This is a genomic window from Gilliamella sp. CG13, from assembly GCF_046635805.1.
GTDB lineage: Bacteria > Pseudomonadota > Gammaproteobacteria > Enterobacterales > Orbaceae > Gilliamella > Gilliamella apicola_I.
On record NZ_JBIDFM010000001.1, the window covers coordinates 341401 to 363967 of the forward strand.

Below are 22567 nucleotides of genomic sequence, written 5' to 3' on the forward strand. Positions count from 1 at the left end.
TTTGTTGATGATGTATCCCTGTGTATACAGGGAACACATTTGGAAATTTGATTATTCTGTCTTTGAGTTCGGTTTATCCCTGTGTATACAGGGAACACTGTTTTGGTGGTAATTTTTATTTAATTTCACCCGGTTTATCCCTGTGTATACAGGGAACACTGAGTTAACAGAACAACTACGCAATTCAGTTCCGGTTTATCCCTGTGTATTCAGGGAACACTACAGCATCCACCCCCAGCCCTCTAATGAGGGCGGTTTATCCCTGTGTATACAGGGAACACCATTCCTACTGTATTAGCGCACTACAAGCTCCCGGTTTATCCCTGTGTATACAGGGAACACTTTCCTGTGCCGCCGCTAATTTTTCTGTAGCGCGGTTTATCCCTGTGTATACAGGGAACACCGAGGATAACATCCCGGAATTTTGAGCGGTCTCGGTTTATCCCTGTGTATACAGGGAACACGTATAAGTCGTGCTGAAAACTCTTTCGGCTCCCCGGTTTATCCCTGTGTATACAGGGAACACTTGATAGCATGCCAATAATGCAACTCTCCCCGCGGTTTATCCCTGTGTATACAGGGAACACTATCATTTCATTATAAAGTTGTGATTGGAGCTCGGTTTATCCCTGTGTATACAGGGAACACTGGGGAATGGTGCGGCAAAATCGTACGCGGCTCGGTTTATCCCTGTGTATACATGGAACACGTAAATTAAAACCTGTTGATGAAACATCAACACCGGTTTATCCCTGTGTATACAGGGAACACGCTAAAACTGGATAGGCTCGAGAGGAATCCAATGGTTTATCCCTGTGTATACAGGGAACACCGTGGTGATTATTTCGTAAATAAACAGGATGCCGGTTTATCCCTGTGTATACAGGGAACACAGACATTATGAATGAAATCAAACTTAAATCACCGGTTTATCCCTGTGTATACAGGGAACACTAATTATAACCTATTGTTTATTAATTAAAATAGGAGGGTGTAAAATTCCACCAACTTTTTTGCTGCTTTTTTAAGCGATTGAAATTCTGATGGAGTTTGACAAAATTTATAATATTATCAATTTATTAAGCAATATTAGTAAAGAAATTTGTGCAATATTTATACTTGCCATGCGCTTATGTACCAACGCTATTTTGGATCATTGCATAACAGATCGTTATGTTAATTAGCTCTATTGGACTAAGCAGATTTTACTAAAAAACTCACTCATTATTTATTCCTCTGTCCTATCCCAATGGGTTTTATGTGCAAATCCCATTAAATTATTGGTCATTTTAATTCGTTGTAATTTAAGTGACCAAATTGGCGCTTTAATCATTCTGGCAAAAGGGAATTTTCGATAATAGTGTGAGTAAGCTTGGGTGGCATCGTGCCCCTCTAATCGCGATGCGATGGCTTGAAATTGAATACCTTGGATTTTTGCAACGGTCTTTGGTGCTATGCTTATTGTACCCGCCACGTGTGAATGGGTTAACATCGCATTACCATGAATTGTTTTCACGTCAGAAAGGATATAAAGACACATGGAATCTTCATTAAAAACATAAAAAGCATTACACGCCCAAAGTTGATGATCAGGCAGAATCATACTGAGTGATAACACATGGTGTTTGTTAATAAATTCAAGGATTTTTTTATTGGGCTGCATATTTAATGAAAGTTAAACTCGATTAAGATGGTGTATTGTTTAAATGCATATCTTCACCCCAACGAGGTAATGCAGAAATATCGATATCAAACAGGTCTAACGCTCTAGCTACACTATGAGTTATCATATCATCAATACTATCAATACGTTGATACAGTGCCGGCACAGGTGGAAATATCACCCCACCCATTAAAGTGACAGCCTCCATATTTTTAATATGTCCTAAATGTAAAGGTGCTTCACGTACCATTAAGACTAAACGGCGACGTTCTTTTAAAACTACATCGGCAGCCCGAGTTAGCAAATTATCCGATAAACTGTTAGCAATTGCAGACAAACTACGCATTGAGCACGGTGCAACTAACATGCCCATTGTTTTATAAGAACCACTTGCTATAGCTGCCCCGATATTATTAATAGAATAAACCTTGTCGGCAAGCGCCTCTATCTGTTTGATGCTCATATTGGGAACTTCGTAAGAACAGGTCATGTGGGCAGCTTTAGAGATTACCAAATGAGTTTCAATATCCAATGGTTTTAAAAGCGTTAACGCTTTTATGCCATAAGCAAACCCCGTTGCACCACTGATTCCTATAATGATACGCTTTGCTGTCATGTTAATTCCTATAGTATTTTGAATACAAACAACATCGGTTGACATTGATATGTTCAAAATAAGATGATTCCAATTTTTTCATTCGATAAACTGAGATGTTATGCATGAGTAAATCTTATCACTTATCATTGATAGCTCATTGAACAAAAAAGCTGTCAAGTTAAAAAGATCGATTATGATAGATTTATCACAACACATCATACCTATATCGAATTTAGCTTTCAAGTAAGGGAAAGCTTATATAAAAATTGAGAACAAAAAAGAATAAATTTATTTAATAAAATTAATCTTTTTAATAAAACGATATTACATTAAGTTTAAGGATTTGGATATCAGCTACACAAATACAACATTACAGGATGAAATGTGATGAATTAAGATAAAATGCGCTAACTACGCCTAATTTAATAGGCTTAGGCGTAGTATAGTTTCAGTTATTCCTTAGCCATTGGCTGTTCAACCACTTTGGTTTCTTGATTACCTTGAATTGCTTGGATTTGTTGAGCATATTTGGCGACAGCATCTTTACCGGATAACAGACTATAAGTTAACGTAAATTCGGTACTTTGTCCCGGCTCTAACTGGCGTACCCGTTTTTGTTCACGTTCAATAGTCACAGGATAGGCAAAACTGGTTCCCGGTTCTAAACCAGTAACATAACCTTGCTTAAGTGTATCGGTATTTTTCCACAAAGAAAGAACAGGAAGTTCTTTGGTATTAAAAGCAATACCTGTGCCTTTATCCCCTGCTTTATTCGTTAACATAACTTGCGTTTTACCATTAGCATCGGCATACGGATAAACGTTAAATACCATTTCGTCAAAACCTTTGGTTGGCCCTAGATAAGTTTGCCATGTTTTTAACCCATCTTTAGCATAATCGTTAAAAGGCGAGATTTCTCGGACTGGTGCAACAAATTGAGCACCCTCTTCCAAAATTGGCGTACCGTAATTGCTATGATAAATGATTTGGAAATCTTTCGTGTAATCACCTTTATTGGTCACAACATCATGTACCGTAAACTCTTTACTACCTGGTACGTAACTTATTGATGCCCACGTTTCAAGATTGCTCTTTTTGAATGTGTTTTCTTTTATTAAACCTTTAACCGTGATTGTGTAAGGTGCTTTATCTAAAACTTCGACGACTAATTTTGAAACCGGAGTGTTTTGAGCTCGCCCATGCAATGTATACATCATTCCGTCTGCTTGCACTGCATGACCTGTCCATTCAAAACCACAACGCACCATCATTTCGTTAAAACCATCCAACCAACCCAGCCCTGCACGGCTTTCAAGATTTATAAATTTCGGGTGAACAATTTCGTCAACTGGTGAATCCCACCCCATTCTAATACCGTCACCAACAACTGAAATAATTCCCAGTCCACGAGTCGGACTTAATTTTATGGTAAAATCATTACTGTTGATTGTTAATAACTCGCTTCCTTCTTGTTTTCCACCTTTAAGGACAGTATTTGCAATAAAAAATTTTTCGGCGTTTATCCCTAAATCTTTATTGGAGATAGACCAATTTCCTTTTGCTACATCTTTCTCGGTATCAATTAGCACAAATTCTTTAGCATTAGCCGTCATGGTTGTAAAACATGCTAATACTGTAAGTGAAATGATTTTAACTTTCATGTTAATTCCTCATAATTTATTAAAACAACTAAACTGAATCGCTTCAGTCAATATGGCATAAAACGAGATAAATCAACAAAAAGAAAATATCAAAAATGAGAGATTATTCACACTTTTTAAACAGAAAAAATATCAATAATCTTATGAGTTATAATGAAATGATTTTATTTAACCACAATTAACGATTGGGTCTAACCTGTCCTGCTTTCCAATGTTTACGGCAAACAGAATGAAACTCGCTATCACCTAAATGTATAGAGTTACCAAACTTAACAATCTTACCATCTTTACCTTCTAGCAAATTCATCGTTGCTTTTTTTCCACACCAACAAACGGTTTTAAGCTCTCTAAAATTATCTGCGATTTCAAGTAAGGTTTTTGAGCCTTCAAAAAGATGTCCCATATAATCTGTTTTTAATCCAAAAAACATCATTGGTACTCCATACTCATCACAAACATCAGATAATTTCCAGATTGTATTTCGGGATAAAAACTGACTTTCGTCGATCAGTATACAGGCATAATCATTTTGTTTAATTAATTCAATTATCTCATCAACACTATTATCATCAAGCTGTAGCGCTTTTTTGCGTAATCCTAAACGTGATACAATTTCTACAGCAGAATCACGCGTATCGACAGACGATTTAAGTAGCAATGTTTGCATATTATTACTTAAATAATTATGGTCGATTTGTAATAATTCAGTTGATTTACCCGCATTCATGACGGCATAAATATAATAAATTTTCGACAAAATAAGGCCTCAAAATAAATTAATAAAGAAACAGAATAATTTAGAAAATAAAAAAGGTAAGTTATCAAACCTACCTTTTATCATTATAATGAAATAAAAACTATTTTGCTTTGCCTTGATTTGCAACAGCTGCTTGTTTGGCGGCAATTTCATCAGCATTACCTAAATAGTAATGTTTGATCACTTTCATATTGTCATCAAATTCATATACTAAAGGCACACCCGTTGGGATGTTAAGATCGATAATATCATCATCACTGATATTATCTAAATGTTTAACTAAAGCACGTAAAGAGTTACCATGAGCAGCAATAATAACACGCTCGCCTCTTGCTACACGTGGTGCAATCGTTGATTCCCAGTAAGGAAGAACACGTTTAATTGTTAATGCTAAGCTTTCAGTTAATGGTAATTCTGATTCAGGCAATTTGCTGTAACGTGAATCATGTCCCGGAAAACGCTCATCTGATTTTTCTAATGCAGGTGGGGTAATAGCAAAACCACGACGCCACAATTTTACTTGCTCATCACCATATTTTGCAGCAGTTTCCGCTTTATTTAAACCTTGAAGTGCACCATAGTGACGCTCATTTAATTTCCAACTTTTTTCAACAGGCAACCATGCTTGATCCACTTCATCTAAAACATGCCATAATGTATGAATAGCACGTTTTAACACTGAGGTATACGCATAATCAAATTCGAAACCTTCTTTTTTAAGTAATTGACCTGCTTCTGCTGCTTCTTTATTACCTTTATCAGATAAATCAACATCAGTCCAACCACAAAAACGGTTTTCTTGATTCCAAACACTTTCTCCATGTCGAATAAGAACTAATTTTTTTACTGCCATGAATATAACTCCTTTGTTACGTAAAATAAATTTGATGTATCTTGTTATCAACAGGAATACATGATTTTAATCATGTATTCCTGTTGTATTTCAATAAACGTTTTTAAACTATACACATTATTTTGGTAAATATTTTGCAGGATCAACGGATTGCGCTTTATAACGAATCTCAAAATGTAGTCTAACTGATGAAGTTCCTGTTGCGCCCATTGTTGCAATTTGCTCACCGGCTCGAACTGTTTGTTGTTCCTTAACTAAGATTGACTGATTATGCGCATAAGCTGTCAAATAATCATCATTATGTTTAACAATAATTAAATTACCGTATCCCGGTAACGCATTACCAGAATAAACCACTCGACCATCAGCCGCAGCGACAACTTTATCACCTAACGATCCTGAAATATCAATCCCTTTACTTGCGTTAGAAAACTTTTCAATAATCTTACCATTAGCTGGCCATTGCCATGAAATATTAGCAACCGTGGCTGTTGCGCCTCCTAAATTGGAACGACTTTGATCCGATGAATTAGAACTACTTGGAACAGATGTAATAGTATTACTTTGAACAGATTGAATGGTGCTGCCTTGATCAGATGAACGGCTTGATGAAGTACCATTTGAATTATCTTTGATCGTCACAACTTTTTGGGTTACGTTATTTTTAGTTTCAACAACCGTTGTTCCAAAACTGACATCCAAAACTTGACCTACATTAACGGCGAAAGGTTCTTTAATATTATTTTTTGCGGCTAATGATCGATAATCATTACCCGTTACCCAAGCAATATAAAATAAGGTATCTCCACGTTTGACAGTATATGTATCCCCCTTATAGCCACCTTTAGGAATATCATCATAATTACGATTATACACAATACGTTCATTCGTTGTTGCAACGCTTTGACCAGACGAGCTGGAAGATTGCACAGTTGAACTAGAGCTTGATGACGATTTAGGATAAGTAGAGTTCGATATTCGGTTACCCGTCGAAATATTTGTCGGTGGTCTGCTATAAACAGACGGATTTGAACTCCCGGAAGAATCTGAAATATCTACAATTGTAGCAGGGTTTGTTTGAGTACACGCAGCAATCAGCAAACTTAAACTACTTAATGTGAGAATTTTTTTCACTTTAATACCTTTCATTCGTTAATCTTATTTTGGTAGAAATTGCCCATGATTATACATTTTAACGTTTTTACCGTAAAAAGCTATTATCTTTAAAATATTCATGCTAATTTGATCATGGTCGAAGAATGATGATGAGTACTTAATTAAAGACAAACTCACGCCATAAATCCAATAAGCTGTATAAAAATGAATGCCCTTTCTGACAAGAAATTTAACACCACTATACCATTAGTGAATCAACAAGCAAACTTGCTTATCAACTAAGATTAAATATTCAAAATGCAATTTTACAATGGGTATAAAATGATAAAAACTGAAATTGTTTTGAACGCAATGAGTATATACAATAAAATAGGTTTTCGTATAGTATATTTGTGGTATTTTTTTCAAAATTAAAATGTGACCAAATCTAATGACTTTATATATTGTAGCCACCCCAATTGGAAACTTAAACGATATCACGCTTCGCGCAATTGAGATCCTTAAAAAGGTTGATTTAGTTGCTGCCGAAGACACTCGCCACAGTGGATTATTGTTGCAACATTTGGGAATCAAAGCCAAACTTTTTGCACTGCACGATCACAACGAGCAAGAAAAATCTCAGCTATTAATCGAAAAGCTCAAGTCTGGCGTATCGATAGCATTAATTTCTGATGCAGGAACCCCCTTAATAAATGATCCAGGCTATCATTTAGTGAAAGCTTGCCGTGAAAATGAGATTAACGTTGTTCCTATTCCTGGTGCTTGCGCAGCGATTGCAGCCTTATCGGTTGCAGGACTACCGTCTGATAAATTCAGCTATGAAGGTTTTTTACCCGCTAAAAGTAAAGCTCGTCTGGACTACTTAATAACACTGGTGAATGAAACACGAACGATGATATTTTATGAATCAACACATCGTTTACTTGATACCTTGCATGATATGCAAACTGCATTTGGCACAGACAAACAAATCGTATTAGCCAAAGAGCTAACAAAAACATGGGAAACGATTGTCAGCTATCCGGTGAGTCAATTAATTAATTGGCTAAATGAAGATATTGCCCGTCAAAAAGGGGAGTTTGTTTTAATTGTTGAAGGTCATACTAAAACTGACATGGATATCGATCCCAATGTCATTCACACATTAAAGTTATTAACCAAAGAGCTTCCATTAAAAAAAGCGGCTGCAATCACCGCCGAAATATACGGACTTAAAAAGAACCAACTTTATCAAATTGGATTGAGTTTGGAATAATGAAAGCATCAACCAACTAACATTTAATAGCTATTGAGCTAAAACAAACTTACAAGCTACACCGTAAGATAAGCGTTAACCTCGAATAAGATTAGACAGTAAAACATCGATAAGAACATTGGCACAAATAGTGCGATTTAGTATATAATTAGCCACTATTTTTAAGTAATTTAATGATAAAAGGTAACAAACAGTATGGGATTCAAATGTGGGATCGTCGGACTACCAAATGTTGGTAAGTCAACACTTTTTAACGCACTAACTAAAGCAGGCATTGAGGCGGCTAACTTTCCGTTTTGTACAATCGAGCCAAACACTGGTGTAGTGCCAATGCCCGATCCTCGTCTCGATCAGCTTGCTGAAATTGTCAAACCACAACGCACTTTACCAACCACAATGGAATTTGTGGATATTGCTGGATTAGTGAAAGGTGCATCAAAAGGTGAAGGGCTTGGAAACCAGTTTTTAGCCAATATCCGTGAAACCGAAGCAATTGGTCATGTCGTACGATGCTTTGAAAATGAAAACATCATTCACGTAGCAGGTAAAATTGACCCTGCCGAAGATATTGAAATTATTAACACCGAGCTAGCGTTAGCTGACCTTGAAGCTTGTGAACGTGCTATGACTCGAATACAAAAACGAGCAAAAGGCGGTGACAAGGATGCCAAGTTTGAACTTGAAATTCTAGAAAAATGTCTACCCCACTTAGAACAAGGTAAAAAATTATTACTATTGGATTTAAGCAAAGAAGAGCTAAACGCAATAAAGTATCTTAGCTTCTTAACCTTAAAACCAACCATGTATATTGCTAATGTCAACGAAGACGGTTTTGAAAATAACCCTTATTTAGATAAAGTTAAAGCCATTGCAGAAGCAGAAAAAGCGGTTGTTGTTCCTGTCTGTGCTGCCATTGAAGCGGAACTTTCAGAACTTGATGATGCCGACCGAGATGAATTTATGCAAGACTTAGGATTAACTGAACCGGGGTTAAATCGTGTCATACGTGCAGGTTATAAATTACTTAATTTACAAACCTATTTTACCGCAGGCGTGAAAGAAGTACGAGCATGGACAATATCCGTTGGTGATACCGCACCGCAAGCGGCTGGAAAAATCCACACTGATTTTGAAAAAGGCTTTATCCGAGCGCAGACTATCGCATTTGATGACTTTATCAAATACGGGGGTGAACAAGGGGCAAAAGAAGCAGGTAAAATGCGTTCTGAAGGTAAAGACTACATCGTACAAGACGGCGACATTATGAACTTTTTATTTAATGTCTAATAGTAACACGTATGATGAAATACATTAACGTCACCACAAGGTGGCGTTGACGTTAAACGATAAAAAACACGATAACCAAAGCCTAAATCATTAAACAATAATCAAAACACATCGAGTCGATCCATTGAAACGCAAATAACCATGTTAATAAACATTAACACTATCGATAAAATGGATGCATCAACTAGGTAAGGAAAAACTATGTTACTGACTTTCGACCAAGCAAAACAAAAAATATTGCAAGCTTGCACCACCGTAAAATCACTTGAACACGAAACAGTATCATTAAATGATGCACTCGACCGAATTACTGCTGTACCCATTATTTCCCCCATTAACGTCCCTCGTTTTGATAATTCGGCAATGGATGGTTATGCTGTCAGATTAGCTGATATTGAAAAATCAAGAACCTTACCGGTTTCTAAGACTGTTTATGCAGGTGATGATATCGATGATCTTAACTGGGCAATTGGCAGTTGTTTACGAATTATGACAGGTGCGCCTGTTCCTAATGATGCTGATGCGGTTGTTATGCAAGAACATACACAAGTAAAAGGTCAACACATTACTTTTCTTAAAGATATTAAAGCTGGGGATAATATTCGCCGAATCGGTGAAGATATCAAAAAAGATGCAATCACAGTTGCCAAAGGTCAACTCTTATCAATTCCTACTTTATCGACATTAGCAACGCTTGGCATTCATCAAGTTTGCGTGTATAAAACATTAAACGTTGCTATCTTTTCAACCGGCAACGAACTAACGCCAATTGGTCAACCGTTAACCGACAATGGTGCTATTTATGACAGTAATGGTTTCACATTAAAACAGCTATTAACAAAACTGAATTGCCAAGTGATCGACCTAGGTATTATTCCTGATGATCCTAACCAAATTAAACAAGCTTTAATGACAGCCTCAACCCAAGCTGATTTAATCATTACCAGTGGTGGGGTATCGGTAGGCGATGCTGACTACACCAAAACGGCTTTAGAAGAGTTAGGACAAATTAATTTTTGGAAGATAGCGATGAAACCCGGTAAACCATTTGCCTTTGGACAAATTGGCAAAGCGCTATTTTGTGGTTTACCCGGTAATCCTGTTTCAACAGTAGTGACATTTTATCAACTCGTTCAACCTTTAATTTCAGCGCTTGCAGGACAACAAACGCTATCAGCGGATTTAACTTTTAAAGTTAAAACAGCAACCGATCTTAAAAAAAGTGTTGGGCGCATAGATTTTCAACGTGGTAGAGTGGAACCAAATGACCAAGGCGAGTTAGAAGTTAAATCAACGGGTCAACAAGGTTCACATATTACCCAATCGTTCAATAAAGCTAACTGTTTTATAATATTAGAACAAGAACGCGGAAACGTCAGTAAAGGAGAATATGTCACCGTTACGCTGTTTAATGACTTATTAAAATAGTGCCACTAAAATGGCTCCAGCGGCAATCATCACAACCCCTACGCCTGATAAAAATGAAATTTTTTCACCAAATAAAACCGCGGCAAATACCACTGCAAACACCACGCTTAGCTTATCAATAGGGGCAACTTGCGACACTTTACCGTCTTTGATTGCCATAAAATAAAACAGCCATGACAACGCACCGGCAATACCACTTAATGCAATAATCAGTAATGCTTTTTTATCATTAAAAAACGTATTAATTAAGTTTAATTTACCCTGAACTGCCACCACGCCAACCAAAAATATCGCCATAACAATAGCTCGAATTGCGGTTGCCGTATTTGCATCAAGATGCTGTAAACCAATTTTGCCCAAAATTGCCACGAAAGCCGCAGAAATGGCAGACAACAAGGCATAAATAAGCCAAGCACTCATCTTTAATTCCTGTCTATTTGAATCATATATTGCTGGTTATTTGAATTTTTTTGGCATTGTTGTGAATTACTCATCACACCATCACAACCTTCTAACACACCGTGCGCTTTTGACCAACGATATTGTTTACCGTGATCATTCTTACCACCACAAGCAATTAAGCTTAAACTCAGTATCACACAAGACAATGTAATCAGTACTGTTTTCATGGTTTTCTCCGATGTTAATGTAGAAATGATTACTTAAGCTATATAGATTAATAACTGTTATTCTATTTTAGAATCTGTTTGATGAATAGATAGACTACCACCTATTTTTAACAAATGAAAGGCTCGAGCTTCACGGTATTGAGATAACAAAGTTGGCGGTTCATCTAAAGGTTCATCGGCTAACTCAAACGCTCCCCAATGTATTGCCATTGCGGCATGGCAATGTAACTCATCATAAAGTTGTACTGCTTGCTCAGGATCGATATGTTGTGACTGCATAAACCAACGAGGCGCATAAGCACCAATTGGAATAAGTGCCAAATCAATATGTGTAAAATATTCACCAATATGCTTTAAAACTGATGAATAAGCGGTATCGCCCATAAAATAGAGTGTTTTTGTTTGATTAGCATTAGCCACATTTGATTGAATCACCCAACCACACCACAATACCTTATTCACATCAAATAAACCACGTTTACTCCAATGTTTGGCAGGTGTTGCAGTAAAAGTAAGATTATCGATATCCGCCGATCCCCACCAATCCAGCTCAATAACCGTCTTAGCCCCCCACTTATGAAGTTTAGTTTTTAAACCTATTGGCACTAAAATAACAACATTTGCAAAACGACTCACTAATTGTCGAATGCTATGATAATCAAGATGATCATAATGATTATGTGAAATCACAATAAAATCAATGTTAGGAAGTTCTTCAATACTCAGTGCGGGTGGTGTACGGCGTTTAGGGCCTAAAAACTGAAAAGGTGAAGCACGATCAGAAAAAACAGGATCGGTTAAAATCATTTTACCGTTAAGACGAATCAACGTGGTTGAATGCCCTATCCACCAAATTCTATCATCGTCTAACGTCATATCAATCGATTGACACCATTGATGATTAAAACCAAGATAACCTGCTTGTGGGGGCAAAACATTCCGATTAAAATACCAACGACAAGTATCACTTAAAGTAAGCTTAAACGGCTCCTGATTTTTAAATTTTTTACCGTTATGGTGAGATTGATCAACGATATTTTTCTGTTCATAACTCATTAAAACTACCCTTATTAATTTGCATATCGCTCAATTAACACAGCGACATTACTAGCATTAGCAATAGCATCGGGTTTAGAGACTTTAATTTTAATATGACCAACTGAAAACTTTTGCATAACATGCTCAGCAACCTGTTCAGCAACGGTTTCAATTAGTTCAAATTGCTGACTTTCAACAAACAGAGTAACAGACTGACTAACCAAAAAATAGTCTAAACAGAGCGAAACATCGTCATTTTTGCCTGCTGGTTGATTATTCCAAGCCATCTCTAAATCCAAGATAAGCTTTTGCTTAATGTTTTTTTCCCAACTATAGACCCCAATGGTTGTAAAAATAGTTAAACCTTCAATCAGAACACGATCATGATTATTTATGCGCATATTTCACCCTAAAAACAGATTAAGTTTATCTACTTTAAACAGAAGATTACCGAATCTCAACAAATTACGCTATAATTTATTTTAAATTGTAATGAAATTAACCATAGCACTTATGACCCGTATATATCAACCTGTTTCGATTATTGAAAATAGCATCATGACATTAGATGATAATGCATTTAATCACCTTATTCGGGTTTTACGAATGAAAATAGGTGAAAATATTATCCTTTTTGATGGTACTAATCACATCACACCAGCAACAATACATGAAATCAATAAAAAATCGGTAACCGTCAAAACGGCGACCACCCTATTAGACAACCGTGAATCCCCTTTAAAAATTCATCTTGGACAAGTCATATCACGCGGTGAAAAAATGGAGTTCACCATACAAAAATCTGTCGAATTAGGGGTAACCAGTATTACGCCCCTACTTTCTGAACGTTGTGGAGTAAAACTCGATGCAGAACGATTAGACAAAAAAGTGAATCAGTGGCAAAAAATTGTGATTTCAGCTTGTGAACAATGTGGTCGTAATATCATTCCGGTGATTCATCCCGTCATGAAACTAGAAAATTGGTGTGCCAACTTAAACAGCGGTTTACGTTTAAACTTACACCCTAAAGCAACGCATGGAGTAAAACACCTTCCTACCGAACAAACGGATATCAGTTTACTAATCGGGCCTGAAGGGGGATTATCTGATGACGAAATCAACATGACACATCAGTATCAATTTACCGATATTTTACTAGGACCACGAATATTGCGCACCGAAACTGCAGCGCTTACAGCCTTAACAGCACTACAAGTTCAATTTGGTGATTTAGGATAATTAACTGTAAAAAATCATAATTCATCATGTTTACATTGCATCTTAATCTGTTGCGAGTATGATAGTTGCCAAAGCTTTTGCATAGTGATAAAAACACTATCTGTCACAATTCATATTTTATTGAACAATACAAAAGGAGTTACCATGATTAAGCTTGGTATTGTTATGGATCCAATCAGTCATATCAAAATAAAAAAAGACACCAGTTTTGCAATGTTGCTTGAAGCACAAAAACGGGGTTATCAACTTTTTTACATGGAAATGAACGATCTGTTTTTACGTAATGGTCAACCTTATGCAACAACACGAAAGTTAACCGTTCATCACGATCTCAATCACTGGTTTGATATGGATGAAGAACAAACACTACCATTAAGTGATCTTGATGTCATACTAATGCGTAAAGATCCCCCTTTTGATACTGAATTTATCTATTCAACTTATATTTTAGAACGAGCAGAAGCAAATGGTGTACTTGTAGTAAATAAACCACAAAGCTTACGTGACTGTAACGAAAAACTATTTACAGCATGGTTTGCCCAATTTACGCCAGAAACCCTCGTGACTCGTCAAACTCAATTAATACGAGCATTTCATCAAGAACACCAAGATATCATCTTAAAACCACTTGACGGCATGGGCGGATCGTCGATTTTTAGAATAAAACAAGATGATCCCAATATATCCGTTATTATCGAAACCCTAACCGAAATGAACACCCGATATTGCATGGCTCAAGCGTTTATTCCTGCAATTAAAGACGGCGACAAACGTGTTTTGGTCGTTGACGGTCAACCGGTGCCTTACTGTCTTGCTAGAATCCCTCAAAAAGGGGAAACTCGTGGAAATCTGGCAGCTGGGGGATATGGCGAAGTAAGACCACTCAGTGACAGTGATTGGCAAATAGCTAAAAGCGTAGCACCAACCTTAAAAGAAAAAGGACTATTGTTTGTTGGTTTAGATATTATTGGTGATAAATTAACTGAAATAAACGTCACCAGCCCGACTTGTGTACGTGAAATTGAAGCGGCAAACCCAGACATATCTATTACAGGCATGTTAATGGATGCCATTGAAAAACGATTAAATAAAAAGAGCTAAACATGATTAGAGAATATAAAAAAACGGATCTCGATAAAATTATGCAACTATGGCTTGAAGGAAATATACAAGCCCATAATTTTATTGATCCTGAATTTTTCAAACAAAATTATGAATTTGTTAAAATGCTCATTCCAATGTCAACCATTTACGTGCAAGATCTTAATGGCGTAAAAGGATTTATTGGCTTAACCGAAAACTATATTTCTGGTTTATTTGTTGATGAAGAATTCCGCCGACAAGGGACAGGAAAAGCACTAGTTAATAAAGCGAAACAGCGTTACAACGAATTACTTGTTCATGTCTACAAACAAAATAGTACAGCTATTAATTTTTATCTTTCACAAAATTTTGAAATTGTTTCCGAATCCATCAATGAAGAAACCAATGAACCCGAATTATTGATGCGTTGCTTAGTTGAACACAACGTAAAAATCGGCAAGTGTGCAATTTAAATAAAACTAAAATGTGAGCATATGAATCTAAAAAATTATTTTATCATTGCAATGCCAAACGTATCCGAAACCTTGTTTAGCCGATCGGTGGTATATATTTGTGAACATAATCGAGATGGAGCAATGGGTATCATCATTAACAAACCTCTTGTTGAACTCAATGTTGCCACCGTATTGACTCGTCTTGAAATTATGGCACCAAAAAACTGTGCTGAACTAGAATACCCTGTATTTTGTGGTGGCCCTTTAGCGGATGAACAAGGATTTATTTTACATACTCCACAATCGGGCTTTTCATCGAGCATTCAAATATCTGATGACGTGATGATAACCACATCACTTGATGCATTAAAATCGATTGGAACACCTGAACAACCGAAAGATCTTTTTCTTGCATTAGGTTATTCAAGTTGGCAATCACTGCAACTTGAATCAGAAGTTGCCCGCAACGATTGGTTAGTGGCAGAAGCCGATCCCAATATTATTTTTAATGTTGCCATTGAAGAACGCTGGCAAAAAGCCGCCGAATCGCTAGGGATTAATATCAATCGCATATCACATCAAATGGGAAATGCATAAACAATGGCAACCATTATTGCATTTGATTTTGGAACCTCAAGTATTGGTGCGGCGATTGGACAAGACATCACCAAAACAGCCAATCCACTTTGTTCGTTCAAAGCACGAGACGGCATTCCTAATTGGCAAACTATTGAAAAGGTACTTAAAGAGTGGAAACCTGATTACTTAGTGGTTGGGTTACCCCTTAACATGGACGGTAGCGAACAACCACTGACAGCCAGAGCACGAAAATTTGCTAACCGTTTACATGGCATGTTTGGTTATCAAGTCCATTTACAGGATGAACGATTATCGACGGTCGAAGCTAAATCGCACATCTTTGCGTCACGTGGTTACCGTGCACTTGAAAAAGGTCATATTGATGCTACTTCGGCAATTATAATTTTAGAAAGTTGGTTTGAAAACCATTAACTATTTTAACCTTTTATTTATTTTACAAATAATTCATCGCTAATCATTTACATACTTGCTAAAATAATCAGCAGTTTTTTTATTTAAGGACTGCTTCTCGTGTCAAATAAAACGCCTCTTAGCTATAAAGATGCCGGTGTCGATATCGACGCCGGTAATGCACTGGTTGACCGTATTAAATCAGTTGTCAAAGAAACTAAACGTCCTGAAGTCATGGGCGGATTAGGTGGATTTGGCGCACTATGCGCAATCCCACAAAAATATCACCAACCGATTCTAGTGTCGGGTACAGATGGTGTCGGGACTAAATTACGGTTAGCAATGGACTTACAACGCCATGACTCTATCGGCATTGATTTAGTCGCCATGTGTGTAAATGATCTTATTGTTCAAGGTGCTGAACCCCTATTCTTTCTTGATTATTATGCAACAGGAAAACTCAATGTTGACATTGCAGCAACGGTAGTGACAGGAATAGCACAAGGTTGTAAACAAGCTGGTTGTGCACTAGTCGGTGGCGAAACGGCCGAAATGCCAGGCATGTATCAGGATAATGATTACGATCTAGCTGGATTCTGTGTGGGTGTCGTTGAAAAATCAAAAATGATTGACGGCAGTCAAGTACAAGACGGTGATGCCATCATTGCGTTAGCATCCAGTGGGGCGCACTCTAATGGCTACTCATTAATTCGAAAAATTATTGAAGTCAGTGGGGTAAATCCGGCAACTGAACAATTAAATGGTATGCCACTTGCTGATCACCTGCTTGCACCGACCAAAATCTACGTCAAATCGATTCTTGATTTAATTGAACATGTCAATGTACATGCCATAGCGCACATTACAGGCGGTGGATTCTGGGAAAACATTCCACGAGTGCTACCCGACAATATGCAAGCAATCATTAACGAAAGCAGTTGGCAATGGCCACCACTATTTAATTGGCTACAACAAGCAGGTCATGTCAGTCGGCACGAAATGTACCGTACTTTTAACTGCGGTGTAGGTTTGATTATTGTCTTACCCCAACATTGTGTTAATGACGCCTTAACGTTACTCAATAATCATGGTGAAAAAGCGTGGTTAATGGGTGAAATAAAACAGTCAACATCGGATGAACAAGTCATTATTCAGTAAAATAGACATCTGTTATTATATAATTTAGATAAATTGTATAGTAACAGATGTCTATTCAATGAATAATGCCAAAACCATTTCATTTGTTCATTATCGAGCACATATTAGATGAATGAAACTATGCAATTCTTTTTTAATATCTACAAAGTCATCAATCATGTTTAAAAAAGGTTGGGTTTATTTAGTTAATCCTAATCCAATTATTGAACACTAATTTCAAGTCAAAAAAATTTTAATTCAAAAATAACTCAAAGCTATCTTGGTTTCTGATACAATAGTCTAAATTTATAATAATGAAGTAATGTCGTAACACTATAAAACACAAGGTTTTTTAATGATCATATCTGATGCTAATAGTGCGGTGTCATCCGTTGCTTATCGTGCCAATGAAGTCATAGCAATTTATCCTATTACGCCAAGCTCAACCATGGCTGAGCAAGCAAGCACTTGGGCTGAATTTAATAAGCCTAATGTCTTTGGCGATATTCCAAAAGTAGTTGAAATGCAGTCCGAAGCTGGTGCTATTTCAACTGTGCATGGTTCTTTAATGACGGGCGCATTAGCGACGTCGTTTACATCATCGCAAGGCTTGTTGTTAATGATCCCTTCGTTATATAAGATAGCCGGTGAATTAACGCCTTTTGTTTTACATGTCGCTGCTCGTACGGTTGCCACCCATGCGCTGTCAATTTTTGGTGATCATTCTGATGTAATGTCAATCAGACAAACGGGCTTTGCTATGCTGTGTTCAAGTTCAGTTCAAGAAGCCCAAGATTTTGCGCTAATTGCACAAATGGCAACATTGAATAGTCGTGTGCCTTTTGTCCACTTTTTTGATGGTTTTCGAACATCTCATGAAGTGAATAAAATTCATCCTTTAAGCGATAAACAAATTCATAACCTATTACCGCATGATGCTATAAAAGCTTATCGTAGCCGTGCTTTGACGCCCGATAATCCTGTTATTCGTGGCACGTCGGCTAATCCTGATACCTATTTTCAATGTCGTGAAGCGGTAAATTCTTATTATGATCAGACTTATCAGCATGTTGTCGATGCTATGCAAGCATTTGAAAAAGAGACAGGCAGACAATACCAACCGTTTGAATATTATGGGGCAAGTGATGCCGAACGTGTGATTGTCATAATGGGCTCAGGCGTGAGTACTTGTAAAGAAGTTGTCAATTATCTGCTTGATAATCATGAAAAAGTCGGTGTGGTGATTGTTAGATTATTCCGCCCTTTTTCTGCAAAACATTTGTTAGCGGTCATTCCGGATTCTGTTAAAAAAATAGCGGTTTTAGATAGAACAAAAGAACCTGGTGCCCAAGCCGAACCTTTGTACTTAGATGTTATGACTGCTTTTGCCGAAAGCTTTAGTCAAGGTGAACGCCATTGTTTACCAACCATTGTTGGTGGACGTTATGGTTTGTCATCGAAAGAGTTTGATCCTCGCTGTGTCTTGGCTATCTTTAACGAGCTGTTAGCAGAAAAACCTAAACCACGCTTTACCGTTGGGATTTATGATGATGTAACTGGATTGTCATTGAAATTACCCGAACAATCTATTCCACAAAAATCTGCGCTTGAAGCATTATTTTATGGTTTGGGTAGTGACGGTACGGTTTCGGCGACTAAAAATAATATTAAAATTATTGGTGATAGCTCACCTTTTTATGTGCAAGGCTATTTTGTTTATGACTCTAAAAAGGCCGGTGGCTTAACGACTTCGCATTTACGAGTAAGTTTGGAGCCTATTGATTCTCCTTATTTAATCACTAGCGCACATTTTATTGGCTGTCATCAAGATCAATTTATCGATAAATACCAGATTGTTGAAAAACTAAAAGATGACGGGATCTTTTTACTTAACACACCTTATAGTAAAGATGAAGTTTGGCATCGTTTACCGAAAGAAGTTCAAGTACAATTAATCCAGAAAAGAGCACACTTTTATATTATTAATGCCGCTAAAATTGCCCGAGAATGTAATTTAGGAGCCCGTATTAATACCGTTATGCAAGCGGCTTTCTTTCATCTTTCTGAAATATTTAAAAATGATTTTAGTATCACACAGCTTAAAGAAGTGATAGCCAAAAGTTACAGTAGCAAAGGTCAAGAATTAGTCGAAAACAACTGGAAAGCCCTTGATTTAGCGATTGCTTCTTTAGAGCAAATTCCGCTAAGTTGTGTCGATCAAAGTAGCGCATCACGCCCTTCTATAGTACCAAGTAATGCGCCTGACTTTGTGAAAGTAGTGACGGCATCAATGCTTGCCGGTTTAGGCGATAACTTGCCAGTATCTGCCTTTCCACCCGACGGCACTTGGCCAACGGGCACCACAAAATGGGAAAAACGAAACATTGCCGAAGCGATTCCAATTTGGCAACCTGACCTTTGTACCCAATGTAATCATTGTGCAGTTGCATGTCCACATGCGGCAATTCGAGCTAAAGTGGTATTACCTGACGATTTGGCAAACGCACCCGATTCATTGAGTTCGCTCGAGGTAAAAGCCCGCGATATGCGAGGTCAACGCTACGTTTTACAAGTTGCGCCTGAAGATTGTACGGGTTGTAATTTGTGTGTTGAGGTGTGTCCGTCTCGGGATCGTAATAATTTTGATATTAAAGCGATTAATATGCAATCACGCATTGATAATTTAGAAACGCAACGCGCTAATTTTGCGTTCTTTAATGAGTTGCCTGATCGTGATATTAAATCACTTGAACGTATTGATGTCCGCACATCGCAGTTATTAACACCATTGTTTGAGTATTCGGGCGCTTGTGCCGGCTGTGGTGAAACCCCTTACATTAAATTGTTAACGCAACTTTATGGTGATCATCTTGCCATAGCTAATGCAACCGGTTGTTCTTCAATTTATGGCGGTAATTTACCTTCAACCCCTTATACTACCGATCGTTACGGTCGTGGTCCTGCTTGGGCAAATTCGTTATTTGAAGACAATGCCGAGTTTGCTTTAGGTTATCGGATCACTTATGACCAACATAAAAAACGGGCGTTACGTTTGCTTGAACATGTAGCGGGTGAGATTTCGCCCGAAATTGTCATTGCGTTACAGTCCCTTGATTCTACTATTGATGATAAACGCAAGCAGGTTGCTTTATTGCGTGATCAACTGGCTCATTTGGACTCGCCTGAAGCAATAGAGTTAATTCAAGATGCGGATTATTTAATCGATAAGTCAGTTTGGGCAATTGGTGGGGACGGTTGGGCATATGATATTGGTTTTGGTGGACTGGATCATGTAATGAGTTTGACCGATAACGTTAATATTTTGGTATTAGATACACAATGCTATTCTAATACTGGTGGTCAGCAATCTAAAGCAACGCCAATGGGAGCCGTGTCTAAATTTGCCGATTTAGGTAAACATAAAGCACGCAAAGATTTAGGCGTGAGTGTGATGATGTATGGGCATGTTTATGTTGCGCAAATTGCATTAGGTGCACAGCTTAATCAAACGTTAAAAGCCCTGCAAGAAGCCGAAGCCTATGACGGCCCTTCTTTAGTGATTGCTTATAGCCCTTGCGAAGAGCATGGTTATGATTTAGCAAAATCGCATGAACAAATGAAAGATTTAGTTAAATCAGGATTCTGGCCGCTTTATCGTTATGATCCACGACGTACGGCAGAAGGTAAACCTGGTCTGGTGCTTGATTCTAAATCACCAAATAGTGAATTATTATCTAGTATTTTATTGAAAGAGCAGCGTTTTAGACGTTTAGAAACGTTGGAACCGGTGATTGCCAATACCTTGCATGAACGTTCAACCAAAATGGTAAACGCTAAATTTAAGTTCTTGCAAATGTTATCGACGTATTCTGATATCGAAACGCCCTCAGACAGCTAATCAATCGCTGTTGTGATTAGAATCATATCATCTTAATTAAGACCATTGCGTATGTTATGCAGCATACGCAATGGCTTTTTATTCGTGATGCGCTTTAGTGCAAACTAGCACCAGTTAAGTGCGTTTTTTTAACCAAGTTAATCGTTATCATTTTCAAAATTGACCATTATTGACCCTAATTAGGGTATCAATACGCTTTTAATGATTATCATTATATTTGGTATGTTTTTTGCACTGTTTAATTAGCCTGTAAAGAAATCATTAATCGAGAGGTGAAAAATGGTCGCAAATTTGAATATCAACCGTAGAAAACTATTAACGTTGTCTTCCGCTGCAATTGCAGGTTTGACGGTTAATCAATTACTGGCTAAAGCACATGCGCTAGAACAACAAAAAACAGTGTCATATTCGTTACCCATACAAGATAACGTTGTGATACCTAACCTTAACAATCCCGTTAGACTGAACTTTAATGAAAATGCGCTTGGTATGTCAGGCGCAGCTAAACAAGCAGCCATTGATGCGATTCCTAAAGCAAACCGTTATGCTAAAGCTGAAATGCCCCTGTTAAATAGACGATTGGCTGAATATCATCATGTAAGCGATGATCACATTTTGCTAACGGCAGGATCATCTGAAGGTATTCGAAGTTCATTAGCAGCTTATGTGAAACCGGATACACAGTTAGTGATACCAGAATTAACTTATAGTGACGGCGAACATTTTGCTAAAATCTTTAAATTAAAGGTAACCAAAGTGCCCTGCTTAGCCGATTGGCAAATTGATATTAAAGGCTTACAAAAAGCGGTTGAGGATTATCAAGGCTCTTCAATCGTTTATTTAGTCAACCCTAATAATCCTACTTCGACTGTATTTGCCAATAGCGAAATAGAATCATGGTTAACAAGTAAACCCAAAAATACGGTATTTATTGTCGATGAAGCCTATGCCGAATTCGTCAATGATCCAGCTTTTAAGTCGGTTGATTACTTAATATCGAAGGGGTTTGATAATATCGTTTTACTGAAAACGTTTTCAAAAATTCATGCTATGGCTGGTCTACGTGTCGGTTATGTGGTGAGTTCAGCAGATAATATTCGTCATATTGCTCAGTATGTTGCAGGCGAAAAGTTAAATTATTGCGGTGTCTGTGCGGCTTTAGCATCAATGGATGATGTCAAGTTTTTAACTTATTCTAAAAAAGCAGTTGATGTGTCACGGACGATTATGGAAAAGACTTTGTCAGATTTAGGTTTACATTATCTTAAATCTGAAACGAACTTTTTGTTTCATGAAAGCCCCATTGATTTAAAAAAATATCGAGAACTCATGAAACAAAATTTTATTTTAATAGGTCGAGATTTTGAGCCTGCCACAAATTGGTGTCGAATATTATTAGGGACACCAAGTGAAATGCTTTATGTTGCAAATGTTATGCGAAATTTGAAAAGTCAGTCTTTGATTTAAGTTGAAATTACTG

21 protein-coding genes and 1 CRISPR repeat array are annotated in these 22567 nt (G+C 37.3%); of the genes, 11 read left to right on the forward strand and 10 right to left on the reverse strand.

Annotated features, from left to right (window positions below; genetic code table 11):
- The first annotated feature begins 8 nt into the window (after nt 1–8).
- A CRISPR array of direct repeats spans nt 9–954; the repeat unit is 29 nt; unit sequence CGGTTTATCCCTGTGTATACAGGGAACAC.
- 274 nt (nt 955–1228) lie between these two features.
- The 6 genes from ACGH6R_RS01545 to nlpD form a co-directional block, all read right to left on the reverse strand.
- A complete protein-coding gene (locus tag ACGH6R_RS01545) occupies nt 1229–1603 on the reverse strand; it encodes a hypothetical protein (RefSeq protein ID WP_267409136.1) in 375 nt (124 codons plus the stop codon).
- Between the two features lie 82 nt (nt 1604–1685).
- Nucleotides 1686–2279 carry a UbiX family flavin prenyltransferase gene (locus ACGH6R_RS01550; protein ID WP_267380646.1) on the reverse strand — a complete coding sequence of 198 codons (594 nt, stop codon included), beginning with the start codon at nt 2277–2279 and terminating at the stop codon, nt 1686–1688.
- Between the two features lie 434 nt (nt 2280–2713).
- Nucleotides 2714–3922, reverse strand: a complete 1209-nt coding sequence (locus tag ACGH6R_RS01555; RefSeq protein ID WP_411598705.1) for an aldose 1-epimerase family protein — start codon at nt 3920–3922, stop codon at nt 2714–2716.
- A 178-nt stretch (nt 3923–4100) separates the two neighbouring features.
- Nucleotides 4101–4679, reverse strand: a complete 579-nt coding sequence (locus ACGH6R_RS01560) for a thymidine kinase (protein WP_065559418.1) — start codon at nt 4677–4679, stop codon at nt 4101–4103.
- A 100-nt stretch (nt 4680–4779) separates the two neighbouring features.
- Nucleotides 4780–5532 carry a 2,3-diphosphoglycerate-dependent phosphoglycerate mutase gene (gpmA, locus tag ACGH6R_RS01565; protein ID WP_065559417.1) on the reverse strand — a complete coding sequence of 251 codons (753 nt, stop codon included), beginning with the start codon at nt 5530–5532 and terminating at the stop codon, nt 4780–4782.
- Between the two features lie 117 nt (nt 5533–5649).
- Nucleotides 5650–6681 carry a murein hydrolase activator NlpD gene (gene nlpD, locus ACGH6R_RS01570; protein ID WP_411590246.1) on the reverse strand — a complete coding sequence of 344 codons (1032 nt, stop codon included), beginning with the start codon at nt 6679–6681 and terminating at the stop codon, nt 5650–5652.
- 397 nt (nt 6682–7078) lie between these two features.
- Here nlpD and rsmI point away from each other — a divergent pair, with 397 nt between their 5' ends.
- From rsmI to moeA, 3 genes are all read left to right on the forward strand, one after another.
- Nucleotides 7079–7903 (forward strand): 16S rRNA (cytidine(1402)-2'-O)-methyltransferase, encoded by an 825-nt coding sequence (gene rsmI, locus ACGH6R_RS01575; protein ID WP_411598706.1) that lies wholly within the window; start codon nt 7079–7081, stop codon nt 7901–7903.
- A 195-nt stretch (nt 7904–8098) separates the two neighbouring features.
- Entirely contained in the window at nt 8099–9190 is a 1092-nt protein-coding gene (ychF, locus tag ACGH6R_RS01580; RefSeq protein WP_267360468.1) for a redox-regulated ATPase YchF, read from the forward strand.
- A gap of 201 nt (nt 9191–9391) precedes the next feature.
- A complete protein-coding gene (gene moeA / locus ACGH6R_RS01585) occupies nt 9392–10618 on the forward strand; it encodes a molybdopterin molybdotransferase MoeA (RefSeq protein ID WP_411598707.1) in 1227 nt (408 codons plus the stop codon).
- Here moeA and ACGH6R_RS01590 read toward each other — a convergent pair.
- From ACGH6R_RS01590 to folB, 4 genes are read right to left on the reverse strand one after another with little or no spacing between them, the layout of a single operon-like run.
- The gene (locus ACGH6R_RS01590; RefSeq protein ID WP_267352579.1) at nt 10610–11038 is read right to left on the reverse strand and encodes an EamA family transporter; all 429 of its coding nucleotides are present in this window, start codon (nt 11036–11038) and stop codon (nt 10610–10612) included. The genes moeA and ACGH6R_RS01590 overlap by 9 nt on opposite strands.
- A gap of 2 nt (nt 11039–11040) precedes the next feature.
- The gene (locus ACGH6R_RS01595; protein WP_267352578.1) at nt 11041–11247 is read right to left on the reverse strand and encodes a hypothetical protein; all 207 of its coding nucleotides are present in this window, start codon (nt 11245–11247) and stop codon (nt 11041–11043) included.
- 57 nt (nt 11248–11304) lie between these two features.
- Nucleotides 11305–12303: an MBL fold metallo-hydrolase gene (locus ACGH6R_RS01600; RefSeq protein ID WP_411598708.1), complete on the reverse strand. Its 999-nt coding sequence runs from the start codon at nt 12301–12303 to the stop codon at nt 11305–11307.
- A gap of 14 nt (nt 12304–12317) precedes the next feature.
- Entirely contained in the window at nt 12318–12686 is a 369-nt protein-coding gene (folB, locus tag ACGH6R_RS01605) for a dihydroneopterin aldolase (protein WP_267352576.1), read from the reverse strand.
- A gap of 112 nt (nt 12687–12798) precedes the next feature.
- Here folB and rsmE point away from each other — a divergent pair, with 112 nt between their 5' ends.
- The 8 genes from rsmE to ACGH6R_RS01645 all read left to right on the forward strand — a co-directional run bounded on the left by rsmE (nt 12799) and on the right by ACGH6R_RS01645 (nt 22554).
- On the forward strand, nt 12799–13524 hold the full coding sequence (gene rsmE, locus ACGH6R_RS01610; protein WP_411598709.1) for a 16S rRNA (uracil(1498)-N(3))-methyltransferase: 726 nt from the start codon (nt 12799–12801) through the stop codon (nt 13522–13524).
- 144 nt (nt 13525–13668) lie between these two features.
- The gene (gene gshB, locus ACGH6R_RS01615) at nt 13669–14625 is read left to right on the forward strand and encodes a glutathione synthase (RefSeq protein WP_267380657.1); all 957 of its coding nucleotides are present in this window, start codon (nt 13669–13671) and stop codon (nt 14623–14625) included.
- A gap of 2 nt (nt 14626–14627) precedes the next feature.
- Nucleotides 14628–15080: a GNAT family N-acetyltransferase gene (locus tag ACGH6R_RS01620; protein ID WP_267352573.1), complete on the forward strand. Its 453-nt coding sequence runs from the start codon at nt 14628–14630 to the stop codon at nt 15078–15080.
- Nucleotides 15081–15101: 21 nt separating this feature from the next.
- Nucleotides 15102–15659: a YqgE/AlgH family protein gene (locus ACGH6R_RS01625; protein WP_267380659.1), complete on the forward strand. Its 558-nt coding sequence runs from the start codon at nt 15102–15104 to the stop codon at nt 15657–15659.
- Nucleotides 15660–15662: 3 nt separating this feature from the next.
- Complete coding sequence (gene ruvX, locus ACGH6R_RS01630; protein WP_267352571.1) at nt 15663–16073, forward strand: Holliday junction resolvase RuvX; 411 nt, start codon at nt 15663–15665, stop codon at nt 16071–16073.
- Nucleotides 16074–16172: 99 nt separating this feature from the next.
- Nucleotides 16173–17210, forward strand: coding sequence for a phosphoribosylformylglycinamidine cyclo-ligase (gene purM, locus ACGH6R_RS01635; protein ID WP_411598710.1), 1038 nt, complete (start codon nt 16173–16175; stop codon nt 17208–17210).
- A gap of 334 nt (nt 17211–17544) precedes the next feature.
- A complete protein-coding gene (nifJ, locus tag ACGH6R_RS01640) occupies nt 17545–21087 on the forward strand; it encodes a pyruvate:ferredoxin (flavodoxin) oxidoreductase (RefSeq protein ID WP_411598711.1) in 3543 nt (1180 codons plus the stop codon).
- A gap of 279 nt (nt 21088–21366) precedes the next feature.
- The gene (locus tag ACGH6R_RS01645; protein WP_411598712.1) at nt 21367–22554 is read left to right on the forward strand and encodes a pyridoxal phosphate-dependent aminotransferase; all 1188 of its coding nucleotides are present in this window, start codon (nt 21367–21369) and stop codon (nt 22552–22554) included.
- The last annotated feature ends 13 nt before the right edge of the window (nt 22555–22567 follow it).

Coding starts and splice junctions, on each gene's coding strand:
- ACGH6R_RS01545 (WP_267409136.1), bottom strand. CDS start 1,603: ATGATTCTGCCTGATCATCAACTTTGGGCGTGTAATGCTTTTTATGTT.
- ACGH6R_RS01550 (WP_267380646.1), bottom strand. CDS start 2,279: ATGACAGCAAAGCGTATCATTATAGGAATCAGTGGTGCAACGGGGTTT.
- ACGH6R_RS01555 (WP_411598705.1), bottom strand. CDS start 3,922: ATGAAAGTTAAAATCATTTCACTTACAGTATTAGCATGTTTTACAACC.
- gpmA (WP_065559417.1), bottom strand. CDS start 5,532: ATGGCAGTAAAAAAATTAGTTCTTATTCGACATGGAGAAAGTGTTTGG.
- nlpD (WP_411590246.1), bottom strand. CDS start 6,681: ATGAAAGGTATTAAAGTGAAAAAAATTCTCACATTAAGTAGTTTAAGT.
- rsmI (WP_411598706.1), top strand. CDS start 7,079: ATGACTTTATATATTGTAGCCACCCCAATTGGAAACTTAAACGATATC.
- ychF (WP_267360468.1), top strand. CDS start 8,099: ATGGGATTCAAATGTGGGATCGTCGGACTACCAAATGTTGGTAAGTCA.
- moeA (WP_411598707.1), top strand. CDS start 9,392: ATGTTACTGACTTTCGACCAAGCAAAACAAAAAATATTGCAAGCTTGC.
- ACGH6R_RS01590 (WP_267352579.1), bottom strand. CDS start 11,038: ATGAGTGCTTGGCTTATTTATGCCTTGTTGTCTGCCATTTCTGCGGCT.
- ACGH6R_RS01595 (WP_267352578.1), bottom strand. CDS start 11,247: ATGAAAACAGTACTGATTACATTGTCTTGTGTGATACTGAGTTTAAGC.
- ACGH6R_RS01600 (WP_411598708.1), bottom strand. CDS start 12,303: ATGAGTTATGAACAGAAAAATATCGTTGATCAATCTCACCATAACGGT.
- folB (WP_267352576.1), bottom strand. CDS start 12,686: ATGCGCATAAATAATCATGATCGTGTTCTGATTGAAGGTTTAACTATT.
- rsmE (WP_411598709.1), top strand. CDS start 12,799: ATGACCCGTATATATCAACCTGTTTCGATTATTGAAAATAGCATCATG.
- gshB (WP_267380657.1), top strand. CDS start 13,669: ATGATTAAGCTTGGTATTGTTATGGATCCAATCAGTCATATCAAAATA.
- ACGH6R_RS01620 (WP_267352573.1), top strand. CDS start 14,628: ATGATTAGAGAATATAAAAAAACGGATCTCGATAAAATTATGCAACTA.
- ACGH6R_RS01625 (WP_267380659.1), top strand. CDS start 15,102: ATGAATCTAAAAAATTATTTTATCATTGCAATGCCAAACGTATCCGAA.
- ruvX (WP_267352571.1), top strand. CDS start 15,663: ATGGCAACCATTATTGCATTTGATTTTGGAACCTCAAGTATTGGTGCG.
- nifJ (WP_411598711.1), top strand. CDS start 17,545: ATGATCATATCTGATGCTAATAGTGCGGTGTCATCCGTTGCTTATCGT.
- ACGH6R_RS01645 (WP_411598712.1), top strand. CDS start 21,367: ATGGTCGCAAATTTGAATATCAACCGTAGAAAACTATTAACGTTGTCT.